At 72.5% G+C, this 23,125-nt stretch carries 20 protein-coding genes and 1 other RNA gene; 10 read left to right on the top strand and 11 right to left on the bottom strand.

Going from position 1 to position 23,125, the window contains the following annotated elements:
* Positions 1-55: 55 nt before the first annotated feature.
* An RNA gene (gene rnpB, locus ACQEU8_RS28695) (RNase P RNA component class A) lies at positions 56-474 on the bottom strand.
* Positions 475-612: 138 nt separating this feature from the next.
* Positions 613-1,488, bottom strand: a complete 876-nt coding sequence (locus ACQEU8_RS28690) for an SDR family oxidoreductase (protein ID WP_433106126.1) — start codon at positions 1,486-1,488, stop codon at positions 613-615.
* A 156-nt stretch (positions 1,489-1,644) separates the two neighbouring features.
* On the opposite strand from ACQEU8_RS28690, the gene ACQEU8_RS28685 reads away from it, so the two are divergent.
* The 3 genes from ACQEU8_RS28685 to ACQEU8_RS28675 are packed head-to-tail and all read left to right on the top strand — an operon-like array spanning position 1,645 to position 5,151.
* Complete coding sequence (locus ACQEU8_RS28685; protein ID WP_433106124.1) at positions 1,645-2,958, top strand: Bcr/CflA family multidrug efflux MFS transporter; 1,314 nt, start codon at positions 1,645-1,647, stop codon at positions 2,956-2,958.
* Complete coding sequence (locus ACQEU8_RS28680; protein WP_433106122.1) at positions 2,940-4,112, top strand: serine hydrolase domain-containing protein; 1,173 nt, start codon at positions 2,940-2,942, stop codon at positions 4,110-4,112. The genes ACQEU8_RS28685 and ACQEU8_RS28680 overlap by 19 nt, the downstream gene beginning before the upstream one ends.
* A 43-nt stretch (positions 4,113-4,155) precedes the next feature.
* Positions 4,156-5,151 (top strand): small ribosomal subunit Rsm22 family protein, encoded by a 996-nt coding sequence (locus tag ACQEU8_RS28675; protein WP_433106120.1) that lies wholly within the window; start codon positions 4,156-4,158, stop codon positions 5,149-5,151.
* Positions 5,152-5,476: 325 nt separating this feature from the next.
* On the opposite strand, the gene ddaH is transcribed toward ACQEU8_RS28675, so the two are convergent.
* Positions 5,477-6,283, bottom strand: coding sequence for a dimethylargininase (gene ddaH / locus ACQEU8_RS28670; protein WP_433106118.1), 807 nt, complete (start codon positions 6,281-6,283; stop codon positions 5,477-5,479).
* A gap of 111 nt (positions 6,284-6,394) precedes the next feature.
* Positions 6,395-6,568 (bottom strand): DUF6243 family protein, encoded by a 174-nt coding sequence (locus tag ACQEU8_RS28665; RefSeq protein ID WP_433106116.1) that lies wholly within the window; start codon positions 6,566-6,568, stop codon positions 6,395-6,397.
* A gap of 179 nt (positions 6,569-6,747) precedes the next feature.
* On the opposite strand from ACQEU8_RS28665, the gene ACQEU8_RS28660 reads away from it, so the two are divergent.
* Complete coding sequence (locus ACQEU8_RS28660; protein WP_433106114.1) at positions 6,748-7,353, top strand: TetR/AcrR family transcriptional regulator; 606 nt, start codon at positions 6,748-6,750, stop codon at positions 7,351-7,353.
* A 68-nt stretch (positions 7,354-7,421) separates the two neighbouring features.
* Here ACQEU8_RS28660 and ACQEU8_RS28655 read toward each other — a convergent pair whose 3' ends face one another.
* Positions 7,422-8,306, bottom strand: coding sequence for a glycerophosphodiester phosphodiesterase (locus ACQEU8_RS28655; RefSeq protein ID WP_433106112.1), 885 nt, complete (start codon positions 8,304-8,306; stop codon positions 7,422-7,424).
* A 242-nt stretch (positions 8,307-8,548) separates the two neighbouring features.
* On the opposite strand from ACQEU8_RS28655, the gene ACQEU8_RS28650 reads away from it, so the two are divergent.
* Positions 8,549-9,403 (top strand): bifunctional DNA primase/polymerase, encoded by an 855-nt coding sequence (locus ACQEU8_RS28650; protein WP_433106110.1) that lies wholly within the window; start codon positions 8,549-8,551, stop codon positions 9,401-9,403.
* A gap of 149 nt (positions 9,404-9,552) precedes the next feature.
* Here ACQEU8_RS28650 and ACQEU8_RS28645 read toward each other — a convergent pair whose 3' ends face one another.
* Complete coding sequence (locus tag ACQEU8_RS28645; RefSeq protein ID WP_433106108.1) at positions 9,553-10,551, bottom strand: hypothetical protein; 999 nt, start codon at positions 10,549-10,551, stop codon at positions 9,553-9,555.
* 122 nt (positions 10,552-10,673) lie between these two features.
* Here ACQEU8_RS28645 and ACQEU8_RS28640 point away from each other — a divergent pair, with 122 nt between their 5' ends.
* Positions 10,674-11,423, top strand: a complete 750-nt coding sequence (locus tag ACQEU8_RS28640) for a CDP-alcohol phosphatidyltransferase family protein (RefSeq protein ID WP_433106106.1) — start codon at positions 10,674-10,676, stop codon at positions 11,421-11,423.
* On the opposite strand, the gene ACQEU8_RS28635 is transcribed toward ACQEU8_RS28640, so the two are convergent.
* The gene (locus ACQEU8_RS28635; protein ID WP_433106104.1) at positions 11,383-11,865 is read right to left on the bottom strand and encodes an adenylyltransferase/cytidyltransferase family protein; all 483 of its coding nucleotides are present in this window, start codon (positions 11,863-11,865) and stop codon (positions 11,383-11,385) included. The genes ACQEU8_RS28640 and ACQEU8_RS28635 overlap by 41 nt on opposite strands.
* Before the next feature lie 171 nt (positions 11,866-12,036).
* Here ACQEU8_RS28635 and ACQEU8_RS28630 point away from each other — a divergent pair, with 171 nt between their 5' ends.
* From ACQEU8_RS28630 to ACQEU8_RS28620, 3 genes are all read left to right on the top strand, one after another.
* Positions 12,037-13,395 carry a glycosyltransferase family 4 protein gene (locus ACQEU8_RS28630; protein WP_433106102.1) on the top strand — a complete coding sequence of 453 codons (1,359 nt, stop codon included), beginning with the start codon at positions 12,037-12,039 and terminating at the stop codon, positions 13,393-13,395.
* Positions 13,392-15,080, top strand: a complete 1,689-nt coding sequence (locus tag ACQEU8_RS28625; RefSeq protein WP_433106100.1) for a lipopolysaccharide biosynthesis protein — start codon at positions 13,392-13,394, stop codon at positions 15,078-15,080. Before ACQEU8_RS28630 ends, ACQEU8_RS28625 begins: the two co-directional genes overlap by 4 nt.
* Before the next feature lie 231 nt (positions 15,081-15,311).
* Positions 15,312-16,613, top strand: coding sequence for a hypothetical protein (locus tag ACQEU8_RS28620; RefSeq protein ID WP_433106098.1), 1,302 nt, complete (start codon positions 15,312-15,314; stop codon positions 16,611-16,613).
* A gap of 14 nt (positions 16,614-16,627) precedes the next feature.
* Here ACQEU8_RS28620 and ACQEU8_RS28615 read toward each other — a convergent pair whose 3' ends face one another.
* Entirely contained in the window at positions 16,628-18,151 is a 1,524-nt protein-coding gene (locus ACQEU8_RS28615) for an O-antigen polymerase (protein WP_433106096.1), read from the bottom strand.
* Positions 18,152-18,373: 222 nt separating this feature from the next.
* On the opposite strand from ACQEU8_RS28615, the gene ACQEU8_RS28610 reads away from it, so the two are divergent.
* Positions 18,374-19,576, top strand: coding sequence for a glycosyltransferase (locus tag ACQEU8_RS28610; protein ID WP_433106094.1), 1,203 nt, complete (start codon positions 18,374-18,376; stop codon positions 19,574-19,576).
* On the opposite strand, the gene ACQEU8_RS28605 is transcribed toward ACQEU8_RS28610, so the two are convergent.
* Genes ACQEU8_RS28605 through ACQEU8_RS28595 form a run of 3 tightly spaced genes read right to left on the bottom strand, consistent with a single transcriptional unit; the run spans position 19,533 to position 23,009 of the window.
* Positions 19,533-20,381, bottom strand: a complete 849-nt coding sequence (locus ACQEU8_RS28605) for a glycosyltransferase family 2 protein (RefSeq protein WP_433106092.1) — start codon at positions 20,379-20,381, stop codon at positions 19,533-19,535. The genes ACQEU8_RS28610 and ACQEU8_RS28605 overlap by 44 nt on opposite strands.
* Positions 20,382-20,436: 55 nt before the next feature.
* Positions 20,437-20,928, bottom strand: a complete 492-nt coding sequence (locus ACQEU8_RS28600; RefSeq protein WP_433106090.1) for a hypothetical protein — start codon at positions 20,926-20,928, stop codon at positions 20,437-20,439.
* The gene (locus ACQEU8_RS28595; protein WP_433106088.1) at positions 20,925-23,009 is read right to left on the bottom strand and encodes a CBM96 family carbohydrate-binding protein; all 2,085 of its coding nucleotides are present in this window, start codon (positions 23,007-23,009) and stop codon (positions 20,925-20,927) included. Before ACQEU8_RS28595 ends, ACQEU8_RS28600 begins: the two co-directional genes overlap by 4 nt.
* Positions 23,010-23,125: the final 116 nt, after the last annotated feature.

The following is a 23,125-nucleotide window of genomic DNA, read 5'->3' as shown; positions in this document are numbered from 1 at the left end:
TCTCATATCGAAAGGGCCCCTGACCAGCAAAATTGCTGGTCAGGGGCCCTTTCGACGGACGAGTCGGCCTGTACGCCGGGTTCTGTCACCCGGTGGCCTTGCGGCTGCCGGGGTGGCGGTCATCCATCTAGGACCGGTGTTGCCACCGGCCTCCTGCGGTCTACCCGCGGACTCGGGCGGGCCGCCCTCGGTCGTCCGCGCAGGGCCGCGACCGCGGCCCCTCTTGACCTTGCTCCGGATGGGGTTTACCGAGCCGCCCAGGTCACCCTGGGCGCTGGTGGTCTCTTACACCACCGTTTCACCCTTACCGAGGACCGCCCTCTTTCGAGAGCACAGCCCCGGCGGTTTGCTTTCTGTGGCACTGTCCCGCGGGTCACCCCGGGTGGGCGTTACCCACCATCCTGCCCTGTGGAGCCCGGACGTTCCTCGGCGAGAGTGCGTAAACACCCTCGACGCGACCGCCCGGCCGGCTCGTCCGCCGTGCGGCCATCGTACCCGGCGGCCGGGCGCCGACCGGCCGGTCCCAGGGTGAGGCCGAGATCGGCCGAGCGGCACCGCGCGGGTCGCCGAGGGCCACGGCCGGGACGGTGCCCGGAGCGCGTGATCCCGGGCTCAGCCCCGTCCGATGTACGGCATCTTCGTCGCCAGTACCGTCGCGAACTGGACGTTGGCCTCCAACGGGAGGGACGCCATGTGCAGCACGGTGCGGGCCACGTCCTCGGCGTCCATGGTGGGTTCCGGCGCGCGGCTGCCGTCCGCCTGGGGGACGCCCTGGGGCATGGCCGCGGTCATCTCGGTGGCGGCGTTGCCGATGTCGATCTGGCCGCAGGCGATGTCGTACCGGCGGCCGTCCAGGGAGAGGGACTTGGTGAGGCCCGTCACCGCGTGCTTGGTGGCGGTGTAGGCGATCGAGCCGGGCCGCGGGGTGTGGGCCGAGATGGAGCCGTTGTTGATGATGCGGCCACCCTGCGGCCGCTGGTCCCGCATCAGCCGGAACGCGGACTGGGCGCAGAGGAAGGCGCCGTGCAGATTGACGTCCACGACGCCGCGCCAGTCCTCGAAGGAGAGGTCCTCCAGCGGTACGGCGGGGCCGAACGTGCCCGCGTTGTTGAACAGCAGATCCAGCCGGCCCTCGTGCTCGCGTACGGCGTCGAACAGCGCGGAGACCGCGGCCGGGTCCGTGACGTCCGTGGGGACGCACCGGGTGGCGGCGCCCCCGGCGAGCTGCGCTGTCTGCTCAAGCGTCTCCTGGCGGCGGCCCGCCAGGACGACCGTCCAGCCCGCGTCGGCGAGGGTGAGGGCGACGGCGCGGCCGATGCCGGAGCCGGCGCCGGTCACCACCGCGGTCCCGGGGACCCGGGCCGACGCTGCTCCTCCGCCCGCGGCCCTGGCCTCGCGCGGGCCGGTCGCGCCGGTCGCATCCGTCGTATCCGCCCTGCCCGTCGTACCGGCGTGGTGCCCGTGTTCCTCGTGGTTCTGCTGCGTCATGAGCGCAGCGTACGTGCGGTTCGCGGGTGGCCGGGAACCGTCGTCGCCGGAGCGCCGGCGGCCATCGTGGACAGCCGGCGGGGGAACAAACGTGTGGGCCGTTCCCGGAATTACTGGGAGAATGTTCGGGCCCATGACAATCTCCTGGAGAGGTGCATGACCAAGCCCGGCCCCCAGCAACCGGCCGCCGCATCCGCCGTGCCTGCCGACCCCCCGCAACATCTGCAACCCGCCGCGGAATCCGCCGCCCCCGCACCCTCGTTGACCCGGCGGCGCCGCGCCGGGCTGCTGCTCACCCTCATCCTCGGCGGGCTGACCGCGCTCCCGCCCCTCTCCATCGACATGTACCTCCCGGCCCTCCCGGAGGTCAGTGAAGCGCTGCACATCCCGGCCGCAAGCGCGCAGCTCACTCTGACGGCCTGTCTGATCGGGCTGGCCGTCGGTCAGCTCGTCGCCGGGCCGATGAGCGACCGCTTCGGACGGCGCAGACCGCTCCTGATCGGCATGGCCTGCTACATCGTCGCGAGCATCGCCTGTGCGCTGGCGCCCACCGCCGCCACCCTCACTGTCTTCCGGCTCGCCCAGGGCCTCGCGGGCGCCGCCGGGGTGGTGATAGCGCGCGCCGTCGTCCGCGACATGTACGACGGGCTGGCGATGGCCCGGTTCTTCTCCACCCTCATGCTGATCTCCGGCGTGGCCCCGGTGCTCGCGCCGGTCATCGGCGGCCAGGTGCTGCGCTTCACCGACTGGCGGGGCGTCTTCTGCATCCTGGCCGGGATCGGCTTGCTGCTCGTCCTCGTCGTCCTGCGCAAGCTGCCCGAGACGCTGCCGGCCGAGCGGCGGCACAAGGGCGGGCTGCCCGACGCGCTGCGCACCATGCGCGGACTGCTCGCCGACCGCGTCTTCACCGGCTATCTGGTCGCCTCCAGCCTCGCCTTCGCCGCGCTCTTCTCCTATGTGGCGGCCTCGCCGTTCGTCGTCCAGGAGATCTACGGCGCCTCACCGCAGACCTTCAGCCTGCTGTTCATGGTCAACTCCATCGGGCTGGTCGCCTGCGGGCAGCTCAACGGGAAGGTGCTGGTCGGCCGCGTGTCCCTGGACCGGGTGCTGGCCTTCGGGCTGTGCATGTCGGGCGCCGCCACCGTGGCGCTGCTGCTGATGACGACCGGCGTCTTCGGGCACGTCGGCCTGGCGCCGCTGGCCACCGGGCTGTGCGTCATGATGTCCGGCATGGGCCTGATCATGCCGAACGCCAACTCCCAGGCCCTGATGCGCACTCCGCACGCGGCCGGCTCCGCCTCGGCGCTGCTGGGCACCTCGCAGTTCCTCGTCGGCGCCGTCGCCTCCCCGCTGGTCGGCGTCGCGGGGGAGCAGACCGCCGTGCCCATGGCGCTCGTCCAGCTCAGTGCCGTAGCACTCGCCGCGCTGGCCTTCGTGACACTCTGCCGTCCATGGCGCGTACGCGACTGAGGAGCGTGGCCTCCCTGGACGGTGCCGAGGCACGGCGCCGCTTCCAGCGGAAGGCCGGGCTCGACAGCGGCCGGCTGGCCGCGCTGGCGGACGAGACCGACGCACTGCCCGGCACGGGCTGGTGCGCCGGTGCCGTCGTGCTGGCCGGGCGCGGTCCGAACATCGCGCTGGAGCACGCCACCGGGTGGGCGCTGCGGTACGCCGCCTGGGACCCCGAGGCGGGGCAGCCGGTCGAGCTGCCGCGGGAGAAGTGGCTGCCGATGCGGGTGGACACGGTCTTCGACCTCGCCTCGCTCACCAAGCTGTTCACCGCCGTCGCAGCCCTCCAGCAGGTCGAGCGTGGCGCCCTCGACCTCGACGCGCCCGTCGTGCACTACGCCGACCCGCGCGCCGGACTGGTCACCGACCACGGCATCACCGTCCGCCAGCTGCTCACCCACACCTCCGGGCTGCGCGCCGAGCTGCCGTTCTACGAGTACAACACCGCCGAGCACCTCGCCCTGCTGTGGGCCGAGAAGCCGCTGGCCGAGCCGGGCTCCGCGCACCTGTACTCCGACCTCAATCTGCTGCTGCTCCAAAGCGTGCTGTGGCACACCACGGGACAGCCGCTGGACGCGCTCGTACGGGACGGCATCACCACACCGCTCGGAATGGACCGCACCCGCTTCAACCCGCCCCGCTCCTGGCGGCCCCGTATCGCCGCCACGGAGGACCAGCGCAAGCCCTGGGCCAAGGTCAACCGCGGACTGATCCACGGCCGCGTCCATGACGAGAACGCCTACGCCATGGGCGGTGTGGCCGGGCACGCCGGGCTCTTCTCCACAGCGCGCGACCTGGCCGTCCTGTGCCGCACCCTGCTCGCGGGCGGTGCCTACGGGCCCGCCCGGATACTGGCGCCCTCCTCGGTGGCGGAACTCCTCGGTCCGCCCGGGCTCGGCTTCCAGACCGGCGCCGCCTGGTTCATGGGCGAGCTGGCCGGGCCGGGCTCCCGCGCCGCCGGGCACACCGGCTTCACCGGCACCAGCCTGGTGCTCGACCCGGTGACCGACACCTTCCTGGTGCTGCTCGCCAATACCGTCCACCCGGTACGTCGCCCCGCCGACAGCCGCCCCCGCGCCGCCGCGGCCACTCAGCTGGCCCGGGCCGTGCTGTGAGCACCCGGCCGGTGCGCTGTCCGCCTTTTCCTACACTGTTGAAGTGATCGAGCAAGAACTGCGCGGCGCGCTCGCCGCAGCGCTGGACGGGCTGCCCGCGCGGCAGGCGTCGGCCGCCGTCGAGCGGCTGATCGCCCACTACCGGGGCGAGACCCCCACCGGCGCCCCCGTACTGCGGGACGGCGCCGACGCTGCCGCGTACGCCGCCTACCGGATGCCCGCCACCTTCGCCGCGGCCTCCGCCGCGCTGGACGCGCTGGCCGAGGGCGCCCCGGACTGGACGCCGGCCAGCCAGCTGGACGTGGGCGGCGGCACGGGCGCCGCCGTGTGGGCAGCGGCACAGGTGTGGAATCCGGCACCCGCGACTGTCGTCCTGGACTGGGCGGAGTCCGCGCTGGCCCTCGGCCGCCGGCTGGCGGCGGGGGTGGACGCGCTGGGTGAGGCCGACTGGCGCCGCGCGTCGCTGCGCGGCGGTACGGCGCCGGAATGGGAGCCCGCGGATCTGGTGACGGTCTCCTATGTGCTGGGGGAGCTCGCGGACGAGGACCGGCGCGCCGTCGTGGCAGCGGCGGCGCGTGCCGCGCGGGGTGCCGTGGTGCTGGTGGAGCCCGGTACGCCGGACGGCTATCTGCGGATCCGGGAGGGCCGGGACGCGCTGATCGCCGCGGGGCTGCGGGTGCTCGCGCCCTGCCCGCACGACGCGGCCTGCCCGATCGTGGCCGGGCAGGACTGGTGCCACTTCGCCGTGCGGGTCGCCCGGTCCTCGCTGCACCGGCGGGTCAAGGGCGGTGAGCTGCCGTACGAGGACGAGAAGTTCAGCTACGTGGTGGCGGTGCGCGACGCAGTCGGGGGTGCGCCTGCCGCGGCGCGCATCGTACGGAAGCCGCAGCTGCGGAAGGGGCAGGTGCTGCTGGATCTCTGCGAGGGCGAGGGCGAGGGCGGCTTGCGGCGCCGTCCCGTCACCAAGCGGGAGGGCTCCGCGTATCGCGCTGCGCGCAAGGCTGTGTGGGGCGCGCCTTTCCCGCCCGCCCACCCCTGAGTCCGCAACGTGCCGGTGCGGGTCCGCCGTCTGTCCCGCCGTCCTCTTCACCCGCCCGCCCACCCTTGATCCCGCGACGTGTTGGTGGGGGTCCGTCGGCTGTCCCGCCGTCGTGGCCGCGGTCCTTTTCACCCACCCGCCCACCCGTTGCCCCGCGAAGCACGGGTGGGCGGAGCGCCGAGCATCCGCCTGCCGCCTGCCGCCTGCCGCCTTGGGGGCCCGGGGGCGGTAGCCCCCGGGAAACCCTGTCCGCCGCAGCGGTGCGCAACCACCGCGGCGAGGGTCCGGCGGCACCCAGGACGGCCGCAACCACCACGTCCAGCTCTTACAACCGCAGCTCCGCGGTGACGCATTTGACGCTGCCGCCGCCCTTCAGCAGCTCCGTGAGGTCGACGGGGACGGGCTCGTAGCCGCGGGCCCGCAGGGGGGCGAAGAGGCCGGTGGCGGCTTCGGGGAGGAACACATGGTGGCCGTCGCTGACGGCGTTGAGGCCGAGGGCGAGGGCGTCGGACTCCTCCGCGAGCAGCGCGTCGGGGAACATCCGTGCGAGTACGGCCTGGCTGCCGGGGGAGAAGGCGGCGGGGTGGTACATCAAATCGTCCGTCTCGGCGTCCAGTACGCACAGGGCCGTGTCGAGGTGGTAGTAGCGCGGGTCGACCAGGTCGAGGCCGATGACGGGGCGGCCGAAGAACTCCTGGGCCTCGCCGTGCGAGAGCGGGCTGCTGCGGAACCCGCGGCCGGCCAGCAGCCACGAGGAGGTGACGGCGAAGTCGCCTTCGCCCTCGTTGATGTGGACGGGCTCGGTGACGTCGGTGAAGCCGTGCGCGCGGTACCACTCGCGGTGTGCCGCCGCCTCCCCGGCGCGTTCGGGGTGGGCGAACCGGGCGCCGAGCACTCTGCCGTCGACGACGGTGGCGCCATTGGCGGCGTAGACCATGTCGGGCAGTCCAGGGACCGGGTCGAGGATCTCGACGGTGTGGCCGAGCGCCAGGTAGCGGTCGCGGAGGGCTTCCCACTGGGCGAGTGCGAGCGGGAGGTCCACGGGCTTGCCGGGGTCCATCCAGGGGTTGATGGAGTACGTGACGCGGAAGTGGGCCGGAGGACACATCAGATAGCGACGGGTTGCGTACATCTCAGGCTCCTCAGGGAACGTGCGTGATGCGGTGCGCCCATAGTGCTCCCTGAGGAGCCTGTCTGTATGGATTGCCGGTCAAGTGCGCGGGACCGCACAGGAGGTCCCGCCCTACTGGCGTGACTCCCGCAGCCTGCGCAGCAGTTCGCGCTTCTGGGCGAGCGGGTCCGTGCCGCCGCCCGGGCCGTGTCCGCCGGCTCCGCCGCCGCCCCGCAGTTGCTTGCGGGACAGGTGTGCGCGGGTGCCGCCGACGCCGAGCATCTTTCCGCCGCGTCCCTTGCTCATGAGCGTCTCCTCTTCCTGAATGCCGGGGCCATGGAGGCCGTGAGTTCACGGGTCCATGGCGTACGTGACGCCGCAGCCCGAGACGTTGCGTCTCGCTGTGACGTCCCCGAGGATGCCGCGAGACGTATCGTCTTGTCAAGACGGTTCGTCTCGTCTCAGTGCGCTGCTAGATTCATGGCATGTCACCCACGACCGCGAAGAACCCCGACGCCTCCCGCCGCAGCGAGCGCTCCCGTAAGGCGATTCTCAAGGCCAGCATGGAGCTGGTCGGCGAGGTCGGTTATCCGAAGCTGACCATCGAGGCGATCGCCGCCCGGGCGGGGGTCGGCAAGCAGACGATCTACCGCTGGTGGCCGTCCAAGGCGGCGGTGCTGCTCGACGCCTTCACCGACGTCGTGCACGACCAGGACTACGAGAGCGGCATCCCCGACACCGGCGACATCGAGGCCGATCTGAAGACGGTGCTGCGCGCCACCGCCGACGAGTTCTCCGACGCCGCGTTCGAGGCGCCCTACCGGGCGCTGGCCGTCGCAGCCGCGGCCGACCCGGCGCTGGCCGACCAGTTCGTCACCCGGCTCAGCGAGCCGGGCCTGAAGGTGTACGTCGAACGACTGCGCGCGGGGCAGGAGGCCGGGCAGATCGATCCCGATGTGGATCTGGACCTCGCCGTCGAGCTGCTGCTCGGCCCCTTCCAGCAGCGCTGGCTCAACCGTACGGGGCCGCTGACGCACGAGTTCTGCGACCGGCTGGTCGAGCTGGTCCTGCGCGCCCTCGCCCCGCGCTGAGCGCCGGCCCGGCGCGCCCGTCCCCGGGTGACGGCTCCGCACAGGTCCCCGGCTACGGCGGACCCCGGCTACAGCTGCTCCGCGCCCGTGAACGCCAGGCTGCCCGGCCGGTCGGTGACGATGCCGTCGCAGCCCATCCTCAGCATCCGGTCGCGGGTCGCGCGGGTGTTGACGGTGTGCGACCACACATAGGTGATGCCCGAACGTACGGCCTTGCGGACGTGCCGCTTGGCCGCCCGCTGGTCGACGCTGAGCATCGTCACGTACTCCTTCCAGCGCTTCGGCCGGTCGTACGCCAGTTGGTGTGCCGAGCGCCATACGGCGGTCAGCAGCCCCAGCTTGTGGGCTCTGGCCGCCACCTTCGGGTCGTTGGACTCCACCAGGACGGAGCGGGTCAGATGCCGGTCGCGGATGAGCCGGGCGAGCCGGGACAGGCCCTCCGGGTCCTTCAGCTCCAGCATCAGGAGGGTGTCGCCGCCGAAGCGGTCGAGGATCTCGCGTACGGCCGGGGGCCGCTCGCGCCGCCACTGTCCCGGCAGGCTGCGCTGTGGGGTGAGCCGCACCTTCTGCCACGCCTTCCAGTCCAGCGCGCCGACCGGGCCGCTCTTGTTCGTGGTGCGGTCGAGTGTCGCGTCGTGCATCGCCACCAGCGTGCCGTCGCGCAGTCGGCGGATGTCGGCGTCCAGAACGCGGGCGTAGCCGCGCTGCTGGGTCGCGATCAACCCCTGCATGCTGTTCTCCGGGACTTCCAGGGCGCCGCCCCGGTGCGCCGTGATGGTGGTGCCGGAGAGCCGGACACCCCGGGGTACGCCCCCACGGGAGACCTCCGTCGCCCTTCGGCCCGGAGGCGCCGCCAGTTCGGCGACCGACGGACCTGCACGGCTGGCCGCACCCGCCGGTGCGGCCGGGGCGGCCGGTGCCGTGGCGAGGGTCAGGGCGATCATCGGGATCATTGGGACAAAAACCGCCTTTGTGACCATAGCCCCAAGCTAGGTGCGAGTGGGGCGATGCGCCGGACAAGGCGTCCGGGCGGGTGGCACTCAGGAGTGACGCGCCCGACCCCGGGTTACGGATCGCCGGCGGGGGAGCGCAGGATAGAGGAGAGACATCCGTGATCCGTGGATTCCCCCTCAGCGCGCCGCAGGGCTGCGTACCCTCGGAGTTCATGGTTCTCGGTCGCGGAGTGAGGCGGTAGATGGAACGCGAGAGCAGGATCGCCCAATGGCTGCGCCGACGGGCCGAGCGCGCCACCGAGCGCGCGGGCGCCGAGCGGCCCGGTGACCGGTCCGAGGCACGGACAGCCTCGGCCCGTGGCTCCGGGGGACGGCGCTGGGGCGGGCGGGGCGGCCAGCCGGCCGCCGAGGCCGCGGAAGCGGCCAGGGACCGCGAAGCCCTCCTGCTCACGGCCGCCGAGGCCGGATTTCCGCTGGCCCCCGCCGCCCACCCGTCCGGGTACGGCTGCTCGTGCGTACGGATCGGCTGTCCCACCCCCGGCAGGCACCCCGTCTCCTTCGCCTGGCAGACCCAGGCCACCACCGACCGCGCCCAGATCGAGCGCTGGCTGCACGCCGAACCGGAGGCCAACTTCATCACCGCCACCGGCCGCGCCCACGATGTGCTGGACGTGCCCGCCGAGGCGGGGTACGCGGCGCTGGCCAGGCTGGAGGAGCAGGACGCGGCCGCCGACCCCGGCGCCGAGCCGGTGCTGGGGCCCGTCGCCCTGCTGGGCGGGGACCGGATGCTGTTCTTCACCAAGACCCGGGGCACGCCAGAGGACGAGGACGAGTGGTGGCCCTGCGAGTTGGACAGCCATCCCGAGACGATGGAGGAGCATCCCGGGCTGCGCTGGCACTGCCGGGGCAGCTATGTCCTGCTGCCCCCGTCCCGCCTCCCCGACGCGAGCGAGGGCGTCAGCTGGCTGTGCCCCCCGCACCCGGGAAGCCCCCTCCCCGAACCCCTCACCCTCCTGGAAACCCTCACCGACGCCTGCGCGGAGTACGCCATGACGGGGGAGGGCCGCGAAGAGGCCGCACCCTGGCCGGTGCGCTGAAACTCGGCCGGGGCGGTCGCGGCGCTGTCCCCGGCGTCGGGGGCTGCGCTTGCCCACCCTGCGCCCCTGGCGCAGACTGCCCAAGCTTCGCAGGGGCGACGCGCCCCGAAGGGGCACCACGGAACCGGCCAAGATCCGCCGGACCGGCGTCAGCTGCCCCGTGCTGCGGTCAAGCCCTCGATGCGGCTCAGGAAGGTGACCTTGCCCTGGGTGCGCTTGCTCGGGACGCGGACCGCCTGTTCCGAGACCCGCTCGAAGGTCACCGACTGTTTCGGCGTACCCGTCATCAGCGCCTTGACGAGCGGATCCTTGATCTGCGGGTGGTAGCCGCGCGGCAGTGTCTGCTTGTGGTGGTGGTGCGAGGCGAAGAACACCAGCGCCCCGCCGTCCTTGGTGCGCAGCCCGAACGGGGCGTACTGCGGCGGCTGCGCGGCCTGGTCCGCGAACTCGTTGCGCACGTTGGTGCGCTTGAGCGCCTTCTCGCGCTGCTCGCGCATCCGGCTCGTGTGCGGCCCCGAGGTGAAGTCGTCGCCCGATCCCTCCTGGAGGTAGCGGGTGTAGCGCTTGCTCAGCTGGTCCGGCGCCACGGTCAGCCCCGAGGCGCCGCCCACCGGCACGGCCTTCACATGGCCGTCCTTGTCGCGGGCGAACCGCGGGATCTCGTCGGGGTCGACGACCGAGAGGTACGACGCCTTCCACGGCCCGTCGGCCCGGTCCCGCTGGAAGACGAAGAGCCAGCGGCCCTGCCCCTTGCGGTTGCTCTTGGAGTCGGTGACGAAGAACTTGGGCCAGCCGGCCTGCTCGGGGATCAGATAGCGGGTGTCGGTCAGCTTCAGCGGCCGGTAGTCGGGGTTGCCCTTGGGGTCGACCTCTTTACGGGACTTGAGGCCCGCCTGGTCGATGGCGCCGAGCGCGCCCGACTCGATGGTGGCGTTGAGCCGGGCGTCGTATGCGGTATTGGCGCGGTTGTTCTTCGCCACGAAGGTCTCCAGGACCTTCGCCGCCTCCGCCTTGCTCAACGCGGGGACCACGGCGCTCTCGCCGTGCACGGTCACACAGCCCGTGAGCGAGACGAGCAGCGCCCCGGCGGTCACGGCCGCCGCCAACGGTATGCGCGGGGACTTCTTGCCGGCCCTCGACCCCTTCACGTGTTCCCACCCTCCCGGTGCTGTCGGCGAACGGCACCCTACCCTGCGCGGTCTGGCGCGCTTGTGCTGCCTGGCACAGTATGCGCGGCAGCACGATCGCTCCAGGACGATCAGGGGGACGCATGGCCGGCACCACGGCACGGGACACGGAACCCGCGGCATTCGGCACGGCGCTGCGGCGGTTACGGGCCGCGCAGAAGACGGCCAAGGGGGTCTCGCTCTACTCGCGGTACGTCAACCGGCCGCTCGGCCGGGTGTTCGCCGCTGCCGCCCACCGGGCCGGGCTCGGCCCGAACCAGGTGACGCTGGCGAGCGCGGTGTTCAGCTTCGCCGGGGTGGCGGCCGTGGCGCTGGTACGGCCGTCGTGGACGCTGGGGCTGTGCGTGTACGCCGCGCTCGTCATCGGCTTCGCGCTGGACTCCGCCGACGGGCAGCTGGCGCGGCTGCGGGGCGGCGGCAGCCCGGCGGGGGAGTGGCTGGACCACGTCGTGGACTGCGCCAAGATCACCGCGCTGCACTCGGCCGTACTGATCTCCTTCCACCGCTTCGCCGAACTGCCCGGCGAGGGCTGGCTGCTGCTGCCGCTGGGCTTCCAGCTCGTGGCGGTGCTGATCTTCTTCGGCGGTCTGCTCACCGACAAGCTCCGCCCCCGGCAGTCCGCCGGCAGCACCCCCTCCCGGCCCCCCTCACCGCTGCGTGCCCTCGCCCTGCTGCCCGTCGACTACGGCGTCTTCTGCGCCGTCTTCCTGCTGCTGGGCGCCCCGGTGCTGTTCCGTGCCGGGTACACCGTCCTGTTCGCCTGCTACGTGCTCTTCCTCGTGGCGTTCGCCGTCAAATGGTTCCGGGAGCTGTCCGCCCCACCTCAGGGGTGACGGACTCCGCAGGCCCCGACGGTGCGGCGAGCACGTCCAGCGCACGCCGCAGCTGAGTGCTGGACGTATGCATGGTGTATGGGAAGTAGACGACCTCTACGCCGACGGTACGGAAATCCGCCTCCAGCTTCTCGCCCTTGGGCGTACCGCGCCAGTCGTCCCCCTTGAACAGCACATCGAATCTGACCTGTTGCCACGTCTCCAGCTTGTCCGGCACCGTCTCCACGAACGCCGCGTCCACGAAGCGGATGCTGCGGACGATCTGCAGCCGCTCGACCAGCGGTATCACCGGCGGGCTGCCCTTGGCGCGCTCGGCCATCTCGTCCGAGACGACGCCCGCGACCAGGTAGTCGCACCGGGAGCGGGCGTGCCGCAGCAGGTTCAGATGGCCGACGTGGAACAGGTCGTAGGCACCGGGCGCGTAGCCGACGGTGTGGGTCATGCGAATTCCCCCCAGGGCGAGAGCCATTGGATGCACGGCGGCCCTCCCCGGCCGCCGTACATCGCTGCATGCAACCACAACCCGCAAGAAACTGGGACACGTTGGCGAAAGCGTGCACGACAGGCGTTACGCTGCCCGAGGGGAACGAGGGGCGGACCAGTGGGGGGATTCATGGTGAACGGCGACGGCGTGCCCGGACGCCGGGTGGTGCTCGTATCGACCAACTACGCACCCGAGCAGGCGGGCATAGGGCCCTATGCCGCGCAGCTCGCCGAGCACTGGGCCGCACAGCCCGACTGGGACGTGCACGTCCTGGCCGGAATGCCGCACTACCCCGCCTGGCGTACGGACCCGGCCTACCGGGGCTTCTGGCGGGCGACCGAACTGCGCGCCGGAGTACGGGTGCACCGCCGCAGACACACCGTCCCGCCCCGGCAGACCGCCGGGCGCCGGGCGCTGTACGAGGCGTCGATCCTCGCCCACGGGCTGCTGGTACCGCCCCGCCTGGGCGGGCGGCCGGACGCGGTCGTCGCGCAGTTACCGAGCCTCGCGGGCGGGGTGCTGGGCGCGCGGCTGGCCCGTACGGCCGGCGTGCCGTTCGTACCCGTTGTGCAGGACCTGATGGGCGCGGCGGCGGCACAGAGCGGCATCCGGGGCGGTGACCGCGCGGCCGCGCTCGCCGGCTCCGTCGAGCGCCGGGTGCTGGCGGCGGCCACCCTCGTCGGCGTCATCCACGAGAGCTTCACCGACCGCGTCGCCGCCATGGGCGTGCCCGCCTCCCGGATCCGTACCGTCCCCAACTGGACGCATATCGCCGCCCCTTCCCGGCCACGGGAGGAGACCCGGGCCCGGCTCGGCTGGCGGCAGGACGAGACGGTCGTGCTGCACTCCGGCAACATGGGCCTCAAACAGGGCCTGGAGGTGCTGATCGAGGCCGCCGGGCTGCTCCGGGAGGAACGGTTGCGCATCGTCCTGATGGGCGACGGCAACCAGCGCCCGCACCTCGCCGAGCTGGCCGCGCCGCTGCCCGGCGCCGAACTGCTGCCGCCCGCCGCCGAGGGCGACTTCCCCGACGTGCTGGCCGCCGCCGACATACTGGCCGTCACCCAGCGCGCCTCCGTGCTGGACATGAGCGTCCCCTCCAAGCTCACCTCCTACTTCGCCGCGGGCCGCCCCGTCATCGCCTCCGTCGCCGCGGACGGCGGCACCGCGGGGGAAGTGCGCCGCTCCGGCGCCGGGCTCCTGGTCCCGCCCGAGGACCCCGCGGCGCTCGCCGCCGCGCTCCGCAGACTCGCCGCCGACCCGATGCACGCCGCGGCACTCGGCGCCGCGGGGCAGGCATACGCCACCGGGCACCTGGGCCGTAAAGCGGCACTGGGCCGGCTGACGGCGCTGCTGGACGAAGCCCTCACGCTGGCCCCCGCCCCCCGGTCCCACCGGACGGTGCCCCGCGCATGGCCGCTGCTCCGCCGCACCGGCTTGCCGGGCGCGGCGCCAGGTGCGGCACGGCAGCAGGGCGGTACGGCATGAGCGATCGCGGCGCACCCCCCGCCGGTGCCGAACGCGGTCCGGGCGGCCACGTTCCCGCGTACGACGAACCCGATCTGCTCCGCGACCAGTTCCGCCAACTGCTGCGCTACCGCTGGCTGATCGCACTCGGCATCGTGCTGGGTGTCCTGGGCGGCGGCTGGCTCGGGGTACGCGGCGCGGACTCCTACACCGCCACCACCGAGGTCACCGTCCGCCCGCTGCCCATCGACAGCAGCAGCGGCGAGAAGACGGCCCCCGGCGAGATCAGCATGGGCTCCGAGCGGCGCACCGCGCTCAGCACCGTCGTCGCCGAACGTGCTGCCCGCGCACTGCACACCGACACCGGCCCCCAGCGGCTCGCGGCCGACCTCCAGGTCACCAACCCGCCCGAGACCCGCATGCTGCGCTTCGCCTACACCGCGCCCAGCCCCCGCACCGCGGCGCGCAGCGCCAACGCCTTCGCCACGGCCTACCTCGACAACCGCGAGAAGGACGCCACCAACCGCGTCACCAGCATGGTCTCGTCCTACGAGAAGCAGCGCGCCCCGCTCCTCAAGGAACGCGACCGGCTCGCCGAGGAGATCGCCTCCTCCGGCAAGCAAGGCGCACTCGACGGCACGCTCTCGGCGCACTCCTCCGTCGTCAACCGCATCGCCGAGATCAACGGCAGCATCAGCGATCTGCGCGCGGAGGACACCACTCCGGGCCGCGTCGTCACCAAGGCCACCCCGCCCGCCGCGCCCGCCGGGCCGGGGCTGCCGCTGATGCTGGGCCTCGGCGCGGCCGTCGGCGTCGGCCTCGGCCTGCTCGCCGCCTGGGTACGGCTCGTCTTCGACCCCGCCGTCCGCACGCCGGGCGATGTCGTACGCGCCCTGCACGCGCCCGTACTGGGCACCTTGCCGCACGGGCGGCGCGGCAGCGGGAAGCGTCCCGAACGGCGCTCGCCCTCCCGCTCGCTGCTCGCCGACGGCCGGCTCGCCGAGGAGTACCGCTCGGTCGCCTTCCGGCTCGCCTACGACGAGACGTTCGCGCGGCGCCGCCGCGTCCTCGTCGTCCCGCCGCGCGGCAGCATCGGCACGGCGCTGGCCGCCTCCGTCAACCTGTCGGCCTCGTTCGCCGAGATGGGCAAGGAAGTGCTGCTGCTGGAGGCAGACCTGCGCACTCCCTCCCTCACCGAACGGCTCCAGCAGGCCGACGGCGTTCAGCCCGGATGGGCCCGCGCCCCCGGCCACGGCACCATTGGCTGGCCCACCGGACACCGAGTGCCCATCGACGCGGGCGAGTCCGGCGTCTTCGACCTGGTGCCGGGACACCGCGTCAGCAAAGTGCCGCGCGCGCTCACCTCGTCCGCCGTCACCCAGCTCATCGGGCACGCCGACGACCGCGACTCCGTGCTCATCGTGCTCGCGCCCGCCGTGCTGTCGTACGCCGACGCGATAGCGCTGATCGATCGCGTCGACTGTGTGCTGATCGTCTGCGATCCGCGGGAGGTACGGCGGGACGATCTGGCGCGGGTACGGGAGTTGGTGGTCGGCGCGGGAGGGTGTGTGCTGGGGGCGCTGCTCCATGCGGAGGGTTCTGGCGGTGAGCCCAAACGGCGCCCCGCACCCTCGGGCCCTCCGGCCCCACCCGACCGGGGAGGCCCCGCGCGGGAGGGCGCCGCCCTGCGCGTCATGGTCCGCTGAGCGCCATTGGCTGGGCCCTCCCGTCCGGCTTACCCCGCATGGGGGCTGCGCTTGCCCACCCTGCGCCTTGGGGGTACCTCCCGGCCGGAGGCTGGGGGAGCAGACTGCCCAAGCTCCGCAGGGGACACGCGCCCCGTCAGGGGCGCGGGGAACTGCGCGATCAGCCACAACGAAGCTGCAGTCCGCGAACCACGGACAGGGGCACCCCCTGCCGGAACACGGAGACAACCCATGGCGCGGCGGCAAGGAACCCGCTCGGCCCTCATATGTTCCATCGCCGACCAAGGCGTATCCGCAGGGACGAACATCGCCGTGCTGATCGTCGCCGCACGGCGATCGGACGTGCACGCGTTCGCCACGTTCTCCCTCGTCTACACGGTCTTCACCGTCCTGCTCGGCCTCACCGTCGCCTACGTCGGCCAGGCCCTCGTCCTGGAGAAGGACGAGCCGGGTGAGGGGCGAACCGTCGCGAGGGCGTGCCGTTCCGCGGTGGTGTTCACCGCACTGGCGGCGGCCGCGCTCGGCGCCCCCGCCGCTCTCGTGCTGTGGGCGACCGGCGGAACAACGGCCGCCGCGCTGGCGGCCCTCGCGCTGGTGCTGCCGCTCGCGCTGACGCAGGAGACCACCCGCTACGCCTTCTCCATCCTTCAGCGGCCCCAGCACGCCCTGGCCGCGGACGTGTTACGGCTGGCCGCCGTACTGCCCGCGCTGGCCGTGCAGCCGCCCGGTGCCGGGGCGCCCAGGCTCCTGCTGGCCTGGGGCCTGTCCGCGCTGCCCGCCCTGGCGGTGGCGCTGTGGCTGCTGCGGCGGCACACCCGGGGCGCCGGCCAGGACCCGGGCCGCTATCTGCGCCGGGACCATCTGGGCCGCAGGTTCGCCGTCGAGTTCGGCGTCGGCAACGCGGGCAGTCAACTGGCTATCATCGGGCTGGGGTTGATCGCCAACCCGCTGGCGGTGGGCGCGCTGCGCGGGGCCACCACTCTCTACGGGCCGATGAACGTGCTGTTCAACGCGGCCACCGGGTTCGGCCCTCCGCTCCTCAACCGCGTCGGGGAGCCGCGCCGTGCTGCCCGTGCGGCGGGCGCCGCCGGGGGAGTGCTGGCCGCGGTGGCGGTGGCGTGGACCACCGTGCTGGTGCTGCTGCCGGACGGGTACGGGCGGGCGCTGCTCGGTGACACCTGGGCGTCGGCGGCGGGGTTGCTGCCGGCCACCGGCAGTCAGTACGCGGCGATGGCGCTCGGCACCTGCGGTCTGCTGACCCTGCGGGTGCTGCGGCCGCGGACGACGTTGCCGATCCAGCTCGTGTTCTCCCTCGTGTCCGTCGGCTGTCTACTGGGCGGTTACGCGCTGGGCGGGGTGCTCGGCGCGGCGTGGGGGCTGTGTCTTGGCTCGGCGGCGAAGGGCACGGCCAGCTGGGTGCGGGCGGTCCGGCTGTTGCGGTCCCACCCCGGTCCTGACGAGGGGGTGCCCCTGCCTGTTGTCCGCAGACTGCGGGCGCGTTGTGGCTGGTCGCGCAGTTCCCCGCGCCCCTGACGGGGCGCGTCCCCCTAACGCCCCGAGCTGCGGCCCTCCCGGCTTTGCCGAAACGTCGTGACGAGCGCGAGACACAGAACCGCGATCGCCACCCGCCCCATCCCCTGGAGCAACGAACCCCGCAGCAGGATGAAGCTGTAACCGGCGATGAGCGGCACTGCCACAGCGGCGACGCTGCCAGGACCCGCCCGGTCCCGCGGGCTCTCCCTCCCCGGCGGCCCGGCGGCAGCCTCCTGCGCCGTACGCCGCGCATAGCGCCGGTCCGCGCGCGCTGCGCCGTAGCCGACGGCGGCGAACCCGAGTGCCATGCCCAGCGGGCCGAAGTCCAGCCACAGCTCCGCCCACAGCGGGGAGGAGAGGTTCGGATACGGCATGCCCATCCACTCGCCCACCCGGGTGCCCGGGTCGTGCGGCTTGCCGGTCCACATAGAGCGCGGCACGAAGAACAGTGCGGTGCCGGTCAGATTGCGGCCGTAACTGTGGCCCTCGCCGGAGTCGACGAACGTGACCGTGTTGGCGAGCATGCCCGTCTGGTCGTAGTCCTTCATCGTCAGCGGTTCCAGGATCGAACCCGTCGACTGCTGGGGCCGGTCGGTGCCCTCCTCGTAGCGGAACCGGTCCGCGAACGGGAACACCACCAGCGCCACCGCCACCCCTGTCGCCAGCGCGGCCCGGTACATCACCGGGCTACGCGGGAACGCGGTGAACAGCAGCGAGAACAGCACCGTCAAAAACCAGTATCTCGGGTTCGAAACCGGGTTGTTGACGACGACGTTGAGCGCCAGCATCGCCAGCCACAGCACCGGCACCAGCGGCCTGCGCCGCGCCGCCCTGGAGACCACCAGCCAGCGGGTGAGGAACAGCAGCGCCAGCAGCGCGGGCACGGTGCCGAACCCGCGCAGGAACGCGGAGCCCGCCTGCGAGGCCGCCTCCGCGCTCGCCGCGCCGGCCGCGCCCTCGATGGACTCGCTGATCTCCTGCCGGTTGCTGAAGAAGACCCCGGGGCCGCCCAGCTTGGCCACCAGCAGCCCGCTGCCCGCCAGCGCCAGCACGCACAGCACATACAGCCGCCGCGGGTGCACGATCGCCGCGGGCCGGTGACGGTCGTACATCCGGCTGCGCAGCGGCGGCCGGTGGCGGGCCAGTAGCGCCCCCACGTCGAACGCGACGATGCCCGCCAGCACCAGCGCCGATGCCAGTACGGTGTCGGACCGCGGGCCGACCACCGGCGTCGGCGTGCTGTCCAGCACCGTCTGCGCCAGCGGGGCGATGCCCATCGCGATGTAGCAGAACAGCCAGAAGGCGCCCTGGATGAGGCGGCGGTGCGGGGTCAGCACCATTGCCGCCAGGCGGGTGCCCGCGTATGCGCAAGTCGCCAACTGGAGCCAGTACGCGGCGTCGTGTGGGCCCGGGCCCGGCTGTGTCGCGACCGTCGCGGGCAGCACGGCTACCAGCGCGGCGACGAGAGGGATTGCGAGGGCCCTTGACAGTACGGCGCGTGGGAATGCCGCCGCGGGTCGTTCGGTGGCCGCGCTCATGTCTCGGCCCCCTCCCTTGTTCCGGGGAGGGGGTGCCTCTGTTTGGGCGTCGCGGACTGCGGGCGCTCCCCCAAGCTCTTCGAGCAGGGAGGTGCCCCCATGGCCGGCGCGCCCACGCGGCGGAGCCGCACATGAAAACAGCCCCGCGCCCCTTCGGGGCGCATGTCCTCTCTGCGGAAAAAACAGCTAATGTCTCCGTAAGTATCCACAGAGGGGGCCCAATTGAAGGCGCTGCACATCGTCACGTTGCACACGCCCACGCACGATTTCGGTGGTCCGACCAGGGTCGCGCTCAATCTGTGCCGGGGGTTACGGGCGAAGGGCGACCGGGCGGCCCTGGTGGCGCTGGGGGACGGGTTCCCGGAGGGGGAGGCGCTGCCGCGGGTGGTGGACGGTGTTCCGGCCCGGCTGTTCCAGGCCCGGCATGTGCTGCCGCGTTTCGAGGTCAGCGGCATCACGTCCGCCGCCCTCCTGGCGACGGCTCCCCGGATGCTGCGCTCCGCGGACGTCGTGCACGTCCATCTCATGCGGGATCTGGTCACCCTCCCCGTCGCACTGTTGGCGGCTCGGATGGGCCGCCCGCTCGTGCTGCAGACGCACGGCATGATCGACCCGACCGAGAAGCGGGTGGCGAAGGCGGTGGATGTGCTGGGCCTGCGCTGGGTGCTGAAGAGGGCCGACGCGGTGCTCCATCTCACGTCCGGGGAGCGGGAGTTGACCGAGGCGGTGGTGGCGCCGGAGCCGATGGGACCGGCGTACCGGCTGGTCAACGGGGTCGCTCCGCAGCCTATGCGGGACACCGTCAGGGAGCCGGGGCGGCCGCCCACCGTGCTGTACTGCGCCCGCGTACAGGAGGGCAAGCGCCCGCAGGACTTCGTCGGGGCGATACCGACGGTGCTGGACAAGTGCCCCGAAGCCCGGTTCGTGATGGCCGGTCCGGACACCGGTGCGCTGGCCGGCGAGATGCTGGCGCTGGCCCGTTCGCTGGGGGTCGGGCACGCGCTGGAGTACATCGGCGCGCTCGACCACGCCGGCGTCATCGAGCGGCTGCGCGCCGGCGACGTATATGTGCTGCCGTCCATCAAGGACGCCTTCTCCGTCTCCGTGCTGGAGGCGCTGTCGGTGGGGCTGCCCGTCGTCGTCACCCGCACCAGCGGACTGGCGCCGGATGTGGCAGCTGCCGGGGCCGGACGGCTGGTGGACAGTGCGCCGGCCGACCCGGAGAACGCGGCGCGGGTCGGCCGGGCGGTGCTGGAGCTGCTGGACCCGGCGGCCAACGCCGCCGCCTCGCGGGCGGCCTGGCGGCTGGCGCAGGAGAGTTTCACACTGGACGCGGTGGTGGACACCTTGCGGAACATATACGCGACGGTGCGGGAACGGGTCAGTGCTCGTCCCTCCCGACCGACGCCAACTCGCGTGCCTTGAGGCCGATCTGCCAGCGGTAGAAGCTCATGGCCAGCGCGTAGTCGAGCCCGGCGCGGCCGTCGAGGAAGCCCCGTTTCCAGCCGTAGGCGTAGGCGAAGGAGACCAGCGGCTTGAGCGGCGCCCGGTGGAAGAGGCGGCCCTGCCGGGTCTTGGCCTGCCGGATCTGCTCCCGTACGGCCGGGTGCCGCTCCAGCCAGGCTTCCCAGTCCGAGTAGCGGTTGTGCCGCTCGAACCAGGTGCGTACCGGATCCAGGTCCTGGTGTTCGATGGGGGAGTGCAGGCGGACCACCGGGTCGGCCAGCGGCTGGTAGTGGCCCTCCTGCTCGCCCATGCCGGGTGCGGCCAGATCGTCCGGTTCGGGGAAGCGGCAGCGGGTGCGGTCCAGCAGCACCCGCTTGACGATGGTGTACCCGTGCCGGAGCCTGCGCCCCGCGAACCAGTAGCCGAGCGGGATGTCGAAGGCGGCGGGGCGCACCGTGTGCCCGGGCGGCGGGCTGAAGATGTGCCGTATCTCGGCCAGCAGCTCCGGGCTGGGCGTTTCGTCGCCGTCGAGGAAGAAGACCCAGTCGATCTCCGGGTGTACGTGCTCCAGGCACCACTGCTTCTTCTTCGGATACCCGCCGTCCCAGGTGTAGGGCAGCACTTCGGCGCCCTCGGCCTTGGCGAGTGCGCGGGTGTCGTCCGTGCTGTCCGAGTCGACCACGACGACGTGTGCGAAGTGATCGATCACGGAGCGTACGGTCGTGGCGATGTTCTCGGCCTCGTTCTTGGTCGGTATCGCGACGACGACGGGCAGTTTCTGCACGAGGGTTCTCTCCTGGGTCGGGCTGTCACTTCACTTCGGGCGGCACTTCTCGGCGCTACTTCTTGCCCGCCGCCTCCAGCAGCGGCTTGAACTTCGGGCACAGGTGCTCGACCGCCGGCTCGGCGTTGTCGATCTCGCCGGCCTTCAGCGCGCTGATCGCGTCCTTGCGGCTCGCCTCTGCCGTCGTACGCAGCCGTGCACAGGCGGTGCGGCCCGCTTCCAGCACGGTGGCCGGCTCCAGGCCCTCGGGCACCCGGCCGACCAGGTACTTCTTCTCCTTCTTGGTGAACGAACCGGTGGCCGGGGTGAGTTCGGCGCGGGGCACCTTCGGTGTGGCCTCGTCCTTCGGCTGCCGTGCACGGCCGCCCTGCGAGGGCGGCGGCTCCTTGTCCTGCGCCGCGGGGGCGCTCGCGCGGGGCCGTCCGCCGTGGTCGCTCTCCTCCGCCCGGTCCTGCTTGTCCCCACCCGCGCCGCAGCCGGCCGTCAGCGCCAGGGTGGCCGCCACGAGGGCGGCCACCGCGGCTGCTGCGGCCTTACGGACGCTCACGGCTTCCGGTAGGTCAGCGTGAGCTTGGGGCCGGTGCCCCCGGACTCGCGCGCCAGCAGCCACATGCTGTCGCTGCCCGCGCTGGTGAGCGCCAGATCGAGGCTGTCACCCGCCGCGTCCCCGACGGCGCTCTTGCTGAGCGGGATGTCGTAGGCCGTGCCCGGTTCCGCCGCGCCGCCCAGCGAGCCCAGCGTCGTCGGGCCCAGTGAGGGCCGCTGGGCGTAGGTCACCCCGGACTCCGACCAGGAGCCGGTGACCGGGCGGACGCTGACCGTGTCGCTGCTCGGCGCATAGCTGTCGGCGCTGGTGGTGACCGTCAGCTTGGCGTCGTCCAGCACCATGCCGCTGGGCGGCGCCGGCACACTGAAGCGCAGGTAGCTCTCGTACGGGGACGAGCCGCGTACGGCCAGCTGCTGGTGGCTGCCGTAGGTGGAGGTGGCCGAGGAGCCGTTCACATACGCGTCGGCGGTCGCCTCCCGCTCCACCGTCGTCTCCGTCGGCGTCCCCGGTGTCCGTACCGTCGCGCCTGCCGAGCGGGCGCTGGTGTTGGTGTCGTCCGCGTCACTGGCGGTGATCCGGTAGGTGTAGTCCGTACCGGGCTTGACGGTGGTGTCGGTGAAGCTGACCGTGGGCCGGTCCCAGAAGGTGGAGTTGGCCCGGACGGTGCCCACCGGCTCGGACGCGCCGTTGCGGTAGATGCGGTAGGTGAGCGCGCGGTCGTCCAGATCGGTGCTGGCCGGCCAGGTCACTCTTACGCCGCTGAGGACGTTGGCCGCGTTCACGCCTTCGGGGACGGTCGGATCCCGGGTGTCGGGTCCGTTGGCGAACCGCACCAGGCCCTGCTGCGGCTTGTTGCCGTTGCTGGAGATCCGGGAGAACGAGCCGCCCACCCACATGTAGTCCCTGCCGCCGCTGGCGGAGACCACCATGGCGCGGGGCCCCACCTGCTCCACGTTCGCCGGGCCGTCGTCGGTGTCGGGGAACCACGACAGCAGCGGTGTCGGGTCGTCCACCGACTCGGCCAGCAGATGCTGGCGCTCGTACAGCTCCCCGAACTGCCCCATGCTGGAGCAGTTGTGCGCGTGCGAGCTGCTGTAGAGGACGCCCTTGTAGACGGTCACGTCCTGGGTGGCGCCCAGACAGGTGTCCCGCCAGCGCTGGTTGAAGTCGTCCAGATCCAGTGCGATCCGCCCGTCGAACACCCCGCCGCCCGTGCCCTCGTTGGCGGTGTAGATCCCGGTCTCGTCCACATGCAGGCTCTTGACCACGGAGTTACGGGGCACGAAGGTGCGCCCGTAGGCGCGTTTGAGTGCGCCCGACGCGGAGTCGACGACGGCCAGCGCGTGCGAGTCCGTACCCCGCACCCGGGCGAAGTCGCCGCCGAGCACCACACTCCGACCGTCCGGGGTGACCTCCACGGCGCGTCCCGTCAGGTCCGCGTCCGCCTTCCAGGACCGCAGCTCGCCGCCGGTGCTCAGCGCGGCGAACCTGCCACGGCTCTGGCCCTCCACCGAGGTGAAGTCCCCGCCCAGATAGACGGTGTCGTCGGTGGCGGCGAGCGCGTGCACGGTGGCGGACACCGACACGTTGAACTCCGGCTTCACCTTGCACGTCGCGATGTCGATGGCGGCCACCCGGCTGACGTGGGTGCCGTTGACGGCGGCGAAGTTGCCGCCCGCGTAGAGGGTGTTGCCGTCCGGGGAGACCGTCAGCGCCCGTACGGTGGCCGCGCCGCTGCCCACCGTGAAATTGAGCCGGCAGTCGGTGGGTGCGCCCGTCGCCGCGTCGAACGCCGCGAAGTTGACGGCCTGCCGCTCGCCGGTGCCCGGATCCGCGCCGGGCGGGCGGATGGCGGAGAAGGTGCCGCCCGCGAAGACGACGCCGTCGGACTGGGCCATTGCCCATACGACGCCGTTCGTCTGCCATGTCGGTAAGTCATCCGCCGTCATCGCCACCGGCGCCGTGAGGGCTTGCGCCTGCTGGGCGCCGCGCTCGGTGAGGGCGGGGCCCGCCAGGGCTGTTGCGGCCAGCGCCATGACCGCTGTCGCGGTTGCCGCCTTGCGGCTTTTGCTGCGTTTCATTTGCTGTCCCCCATTGGGTTGTGCCGCGTCTGTTCTTTTCGGTGAGGGGGTGGCCCTGTCCGACGATTGCGGGCTGCGGCTACGTCGTGGCTTTGGGGGCACCTCCCGGCCGGAGG

It is taken from the genome of Streptomyces sp. CA-250714, assembly GCF_050936705.1.
Classification (GTDB): domain Bacteria; phylum Actinomycetota; class Actinomycetes; order Streptomycetales; family Streptomycetaceae; genus Streptomyces.
The sequence above is the reverse complement of the archived record's forward strand: the minus strand, read 5'-3'. Positions and strand labels throughout refer to the sequence as shown.

Excerpts from the sequence above, each read along its gene's own strand:
- ACQEU8_RS28690 (WP_433106126.1), bottom strand. The coding sequence starts at position 1,488 with ATGACGCAGCAGAACCACGAGGAACACGGGCACCACGCCGGTACGACG.
- ACQEU8_RS28685 (WP_433106124.1), top strand. The coding sequence starts at position 1,645 with ATGACCAAGCCCGGCCCCCAGCAACCGGCCGCCGCATCCGCCGTGCCT.
- ACQEU8_RS28680 (WP_433106122.1), top strand. The coding sequence starts at position 2,940 with ATGGCGCGTACGCGACTGAGGAGCGTGGCCTCCCTGGACGGTGCCGAG.
- ddaH (WP_433106118.1), bottom strand. The coding sequence starts at position 6,283 with ATGTACGCAACCCGTCGCTATCTGATGTGTCCTCCGGCCCACTTCCGC.
- ACQEU8_RS28665 (WP_433106116.1), bottom strand. The coding sequence starts at position 6,568 with ATGAGCAAGGGACGCGGCGGAAAGATGCTCGGCGTCGGCGGCACCCGC.
- ACQEU8_RS28660 (WP_433106114.1), top strand. The coding sequence starts at position 6,748 with ATGTCACCCACGACCGCGAAGAACCCCGACGCCTCCCGCCGCAGCGAG.
- ACQEU8_RS28655 (WP_433106112.1), bottom strand. The coding sequence starts at position 8,306 with ATGATCCCGATGATCGCCCTGACCCTCGCCACGGCACCGGCCGCCCCG.
- ACQEU8_RS28650 (WP_433106110.1), top strand. The coding sequence starts at position 8,549 with ATGGAACGCGAGAGCAGGATCGCCCAATGGCTGCGCCGACGGGCCGAG.
- ACQEU8_RS28640 (WP_433106106.1), top strand. The coding sequence starts at position 10,674 with ATGGCCGGCACCACGGCACGGGACACGGAACCCGCGGCATTCGGCACG.
- ACQEU8_RS28635 (WP_433106104.1), bottom strand. The coding sequence starts at position 11,865 with ATGACCCACACCGTCGGCTACGCGCCCGGTGCCTACGACCTGTTCCAC.
- ACQEU8_RS28630 (WP_433106102.1), top strand. The coding sequence starts at position 12,037 with ATGGTGAACGGCGACGGCGTGCCCGGACGCCGGGTGGTGCTCGTATCG.
- ACQEU8_RS28625 (WP_433106100.1), top strand. The coding sequence starts at position 13,392 with ATGAGCGATCGCGGCGCACCCCCCGCCGGTGCCGAACGCGGTCCGGGC.
- ACQEU8_RS28620 (WP_433106098.1), top strand. The coding sequence starts at position 15,312 with ATGGCGCGGCGGCAAGGAACCCGCTCGGCCCTCATATGTTCCATCGCC.
- ACQEU8_RS28615 (WP_433106096.1), bottom strand. The coding sequence starts at position 18,151 with ATGAGCGCGGCCACCGAACGACCCGCGGCGGCATTCCCACGCGCCGTA.
- ACQEU8_RS28595 (WP_433106088.1), bottom strand. The coding sequence starts at position 23,009 with ATGAAACGCAGCAAAAGCCGCAAGGCGGCAACCGCGACAGCGGTCATG.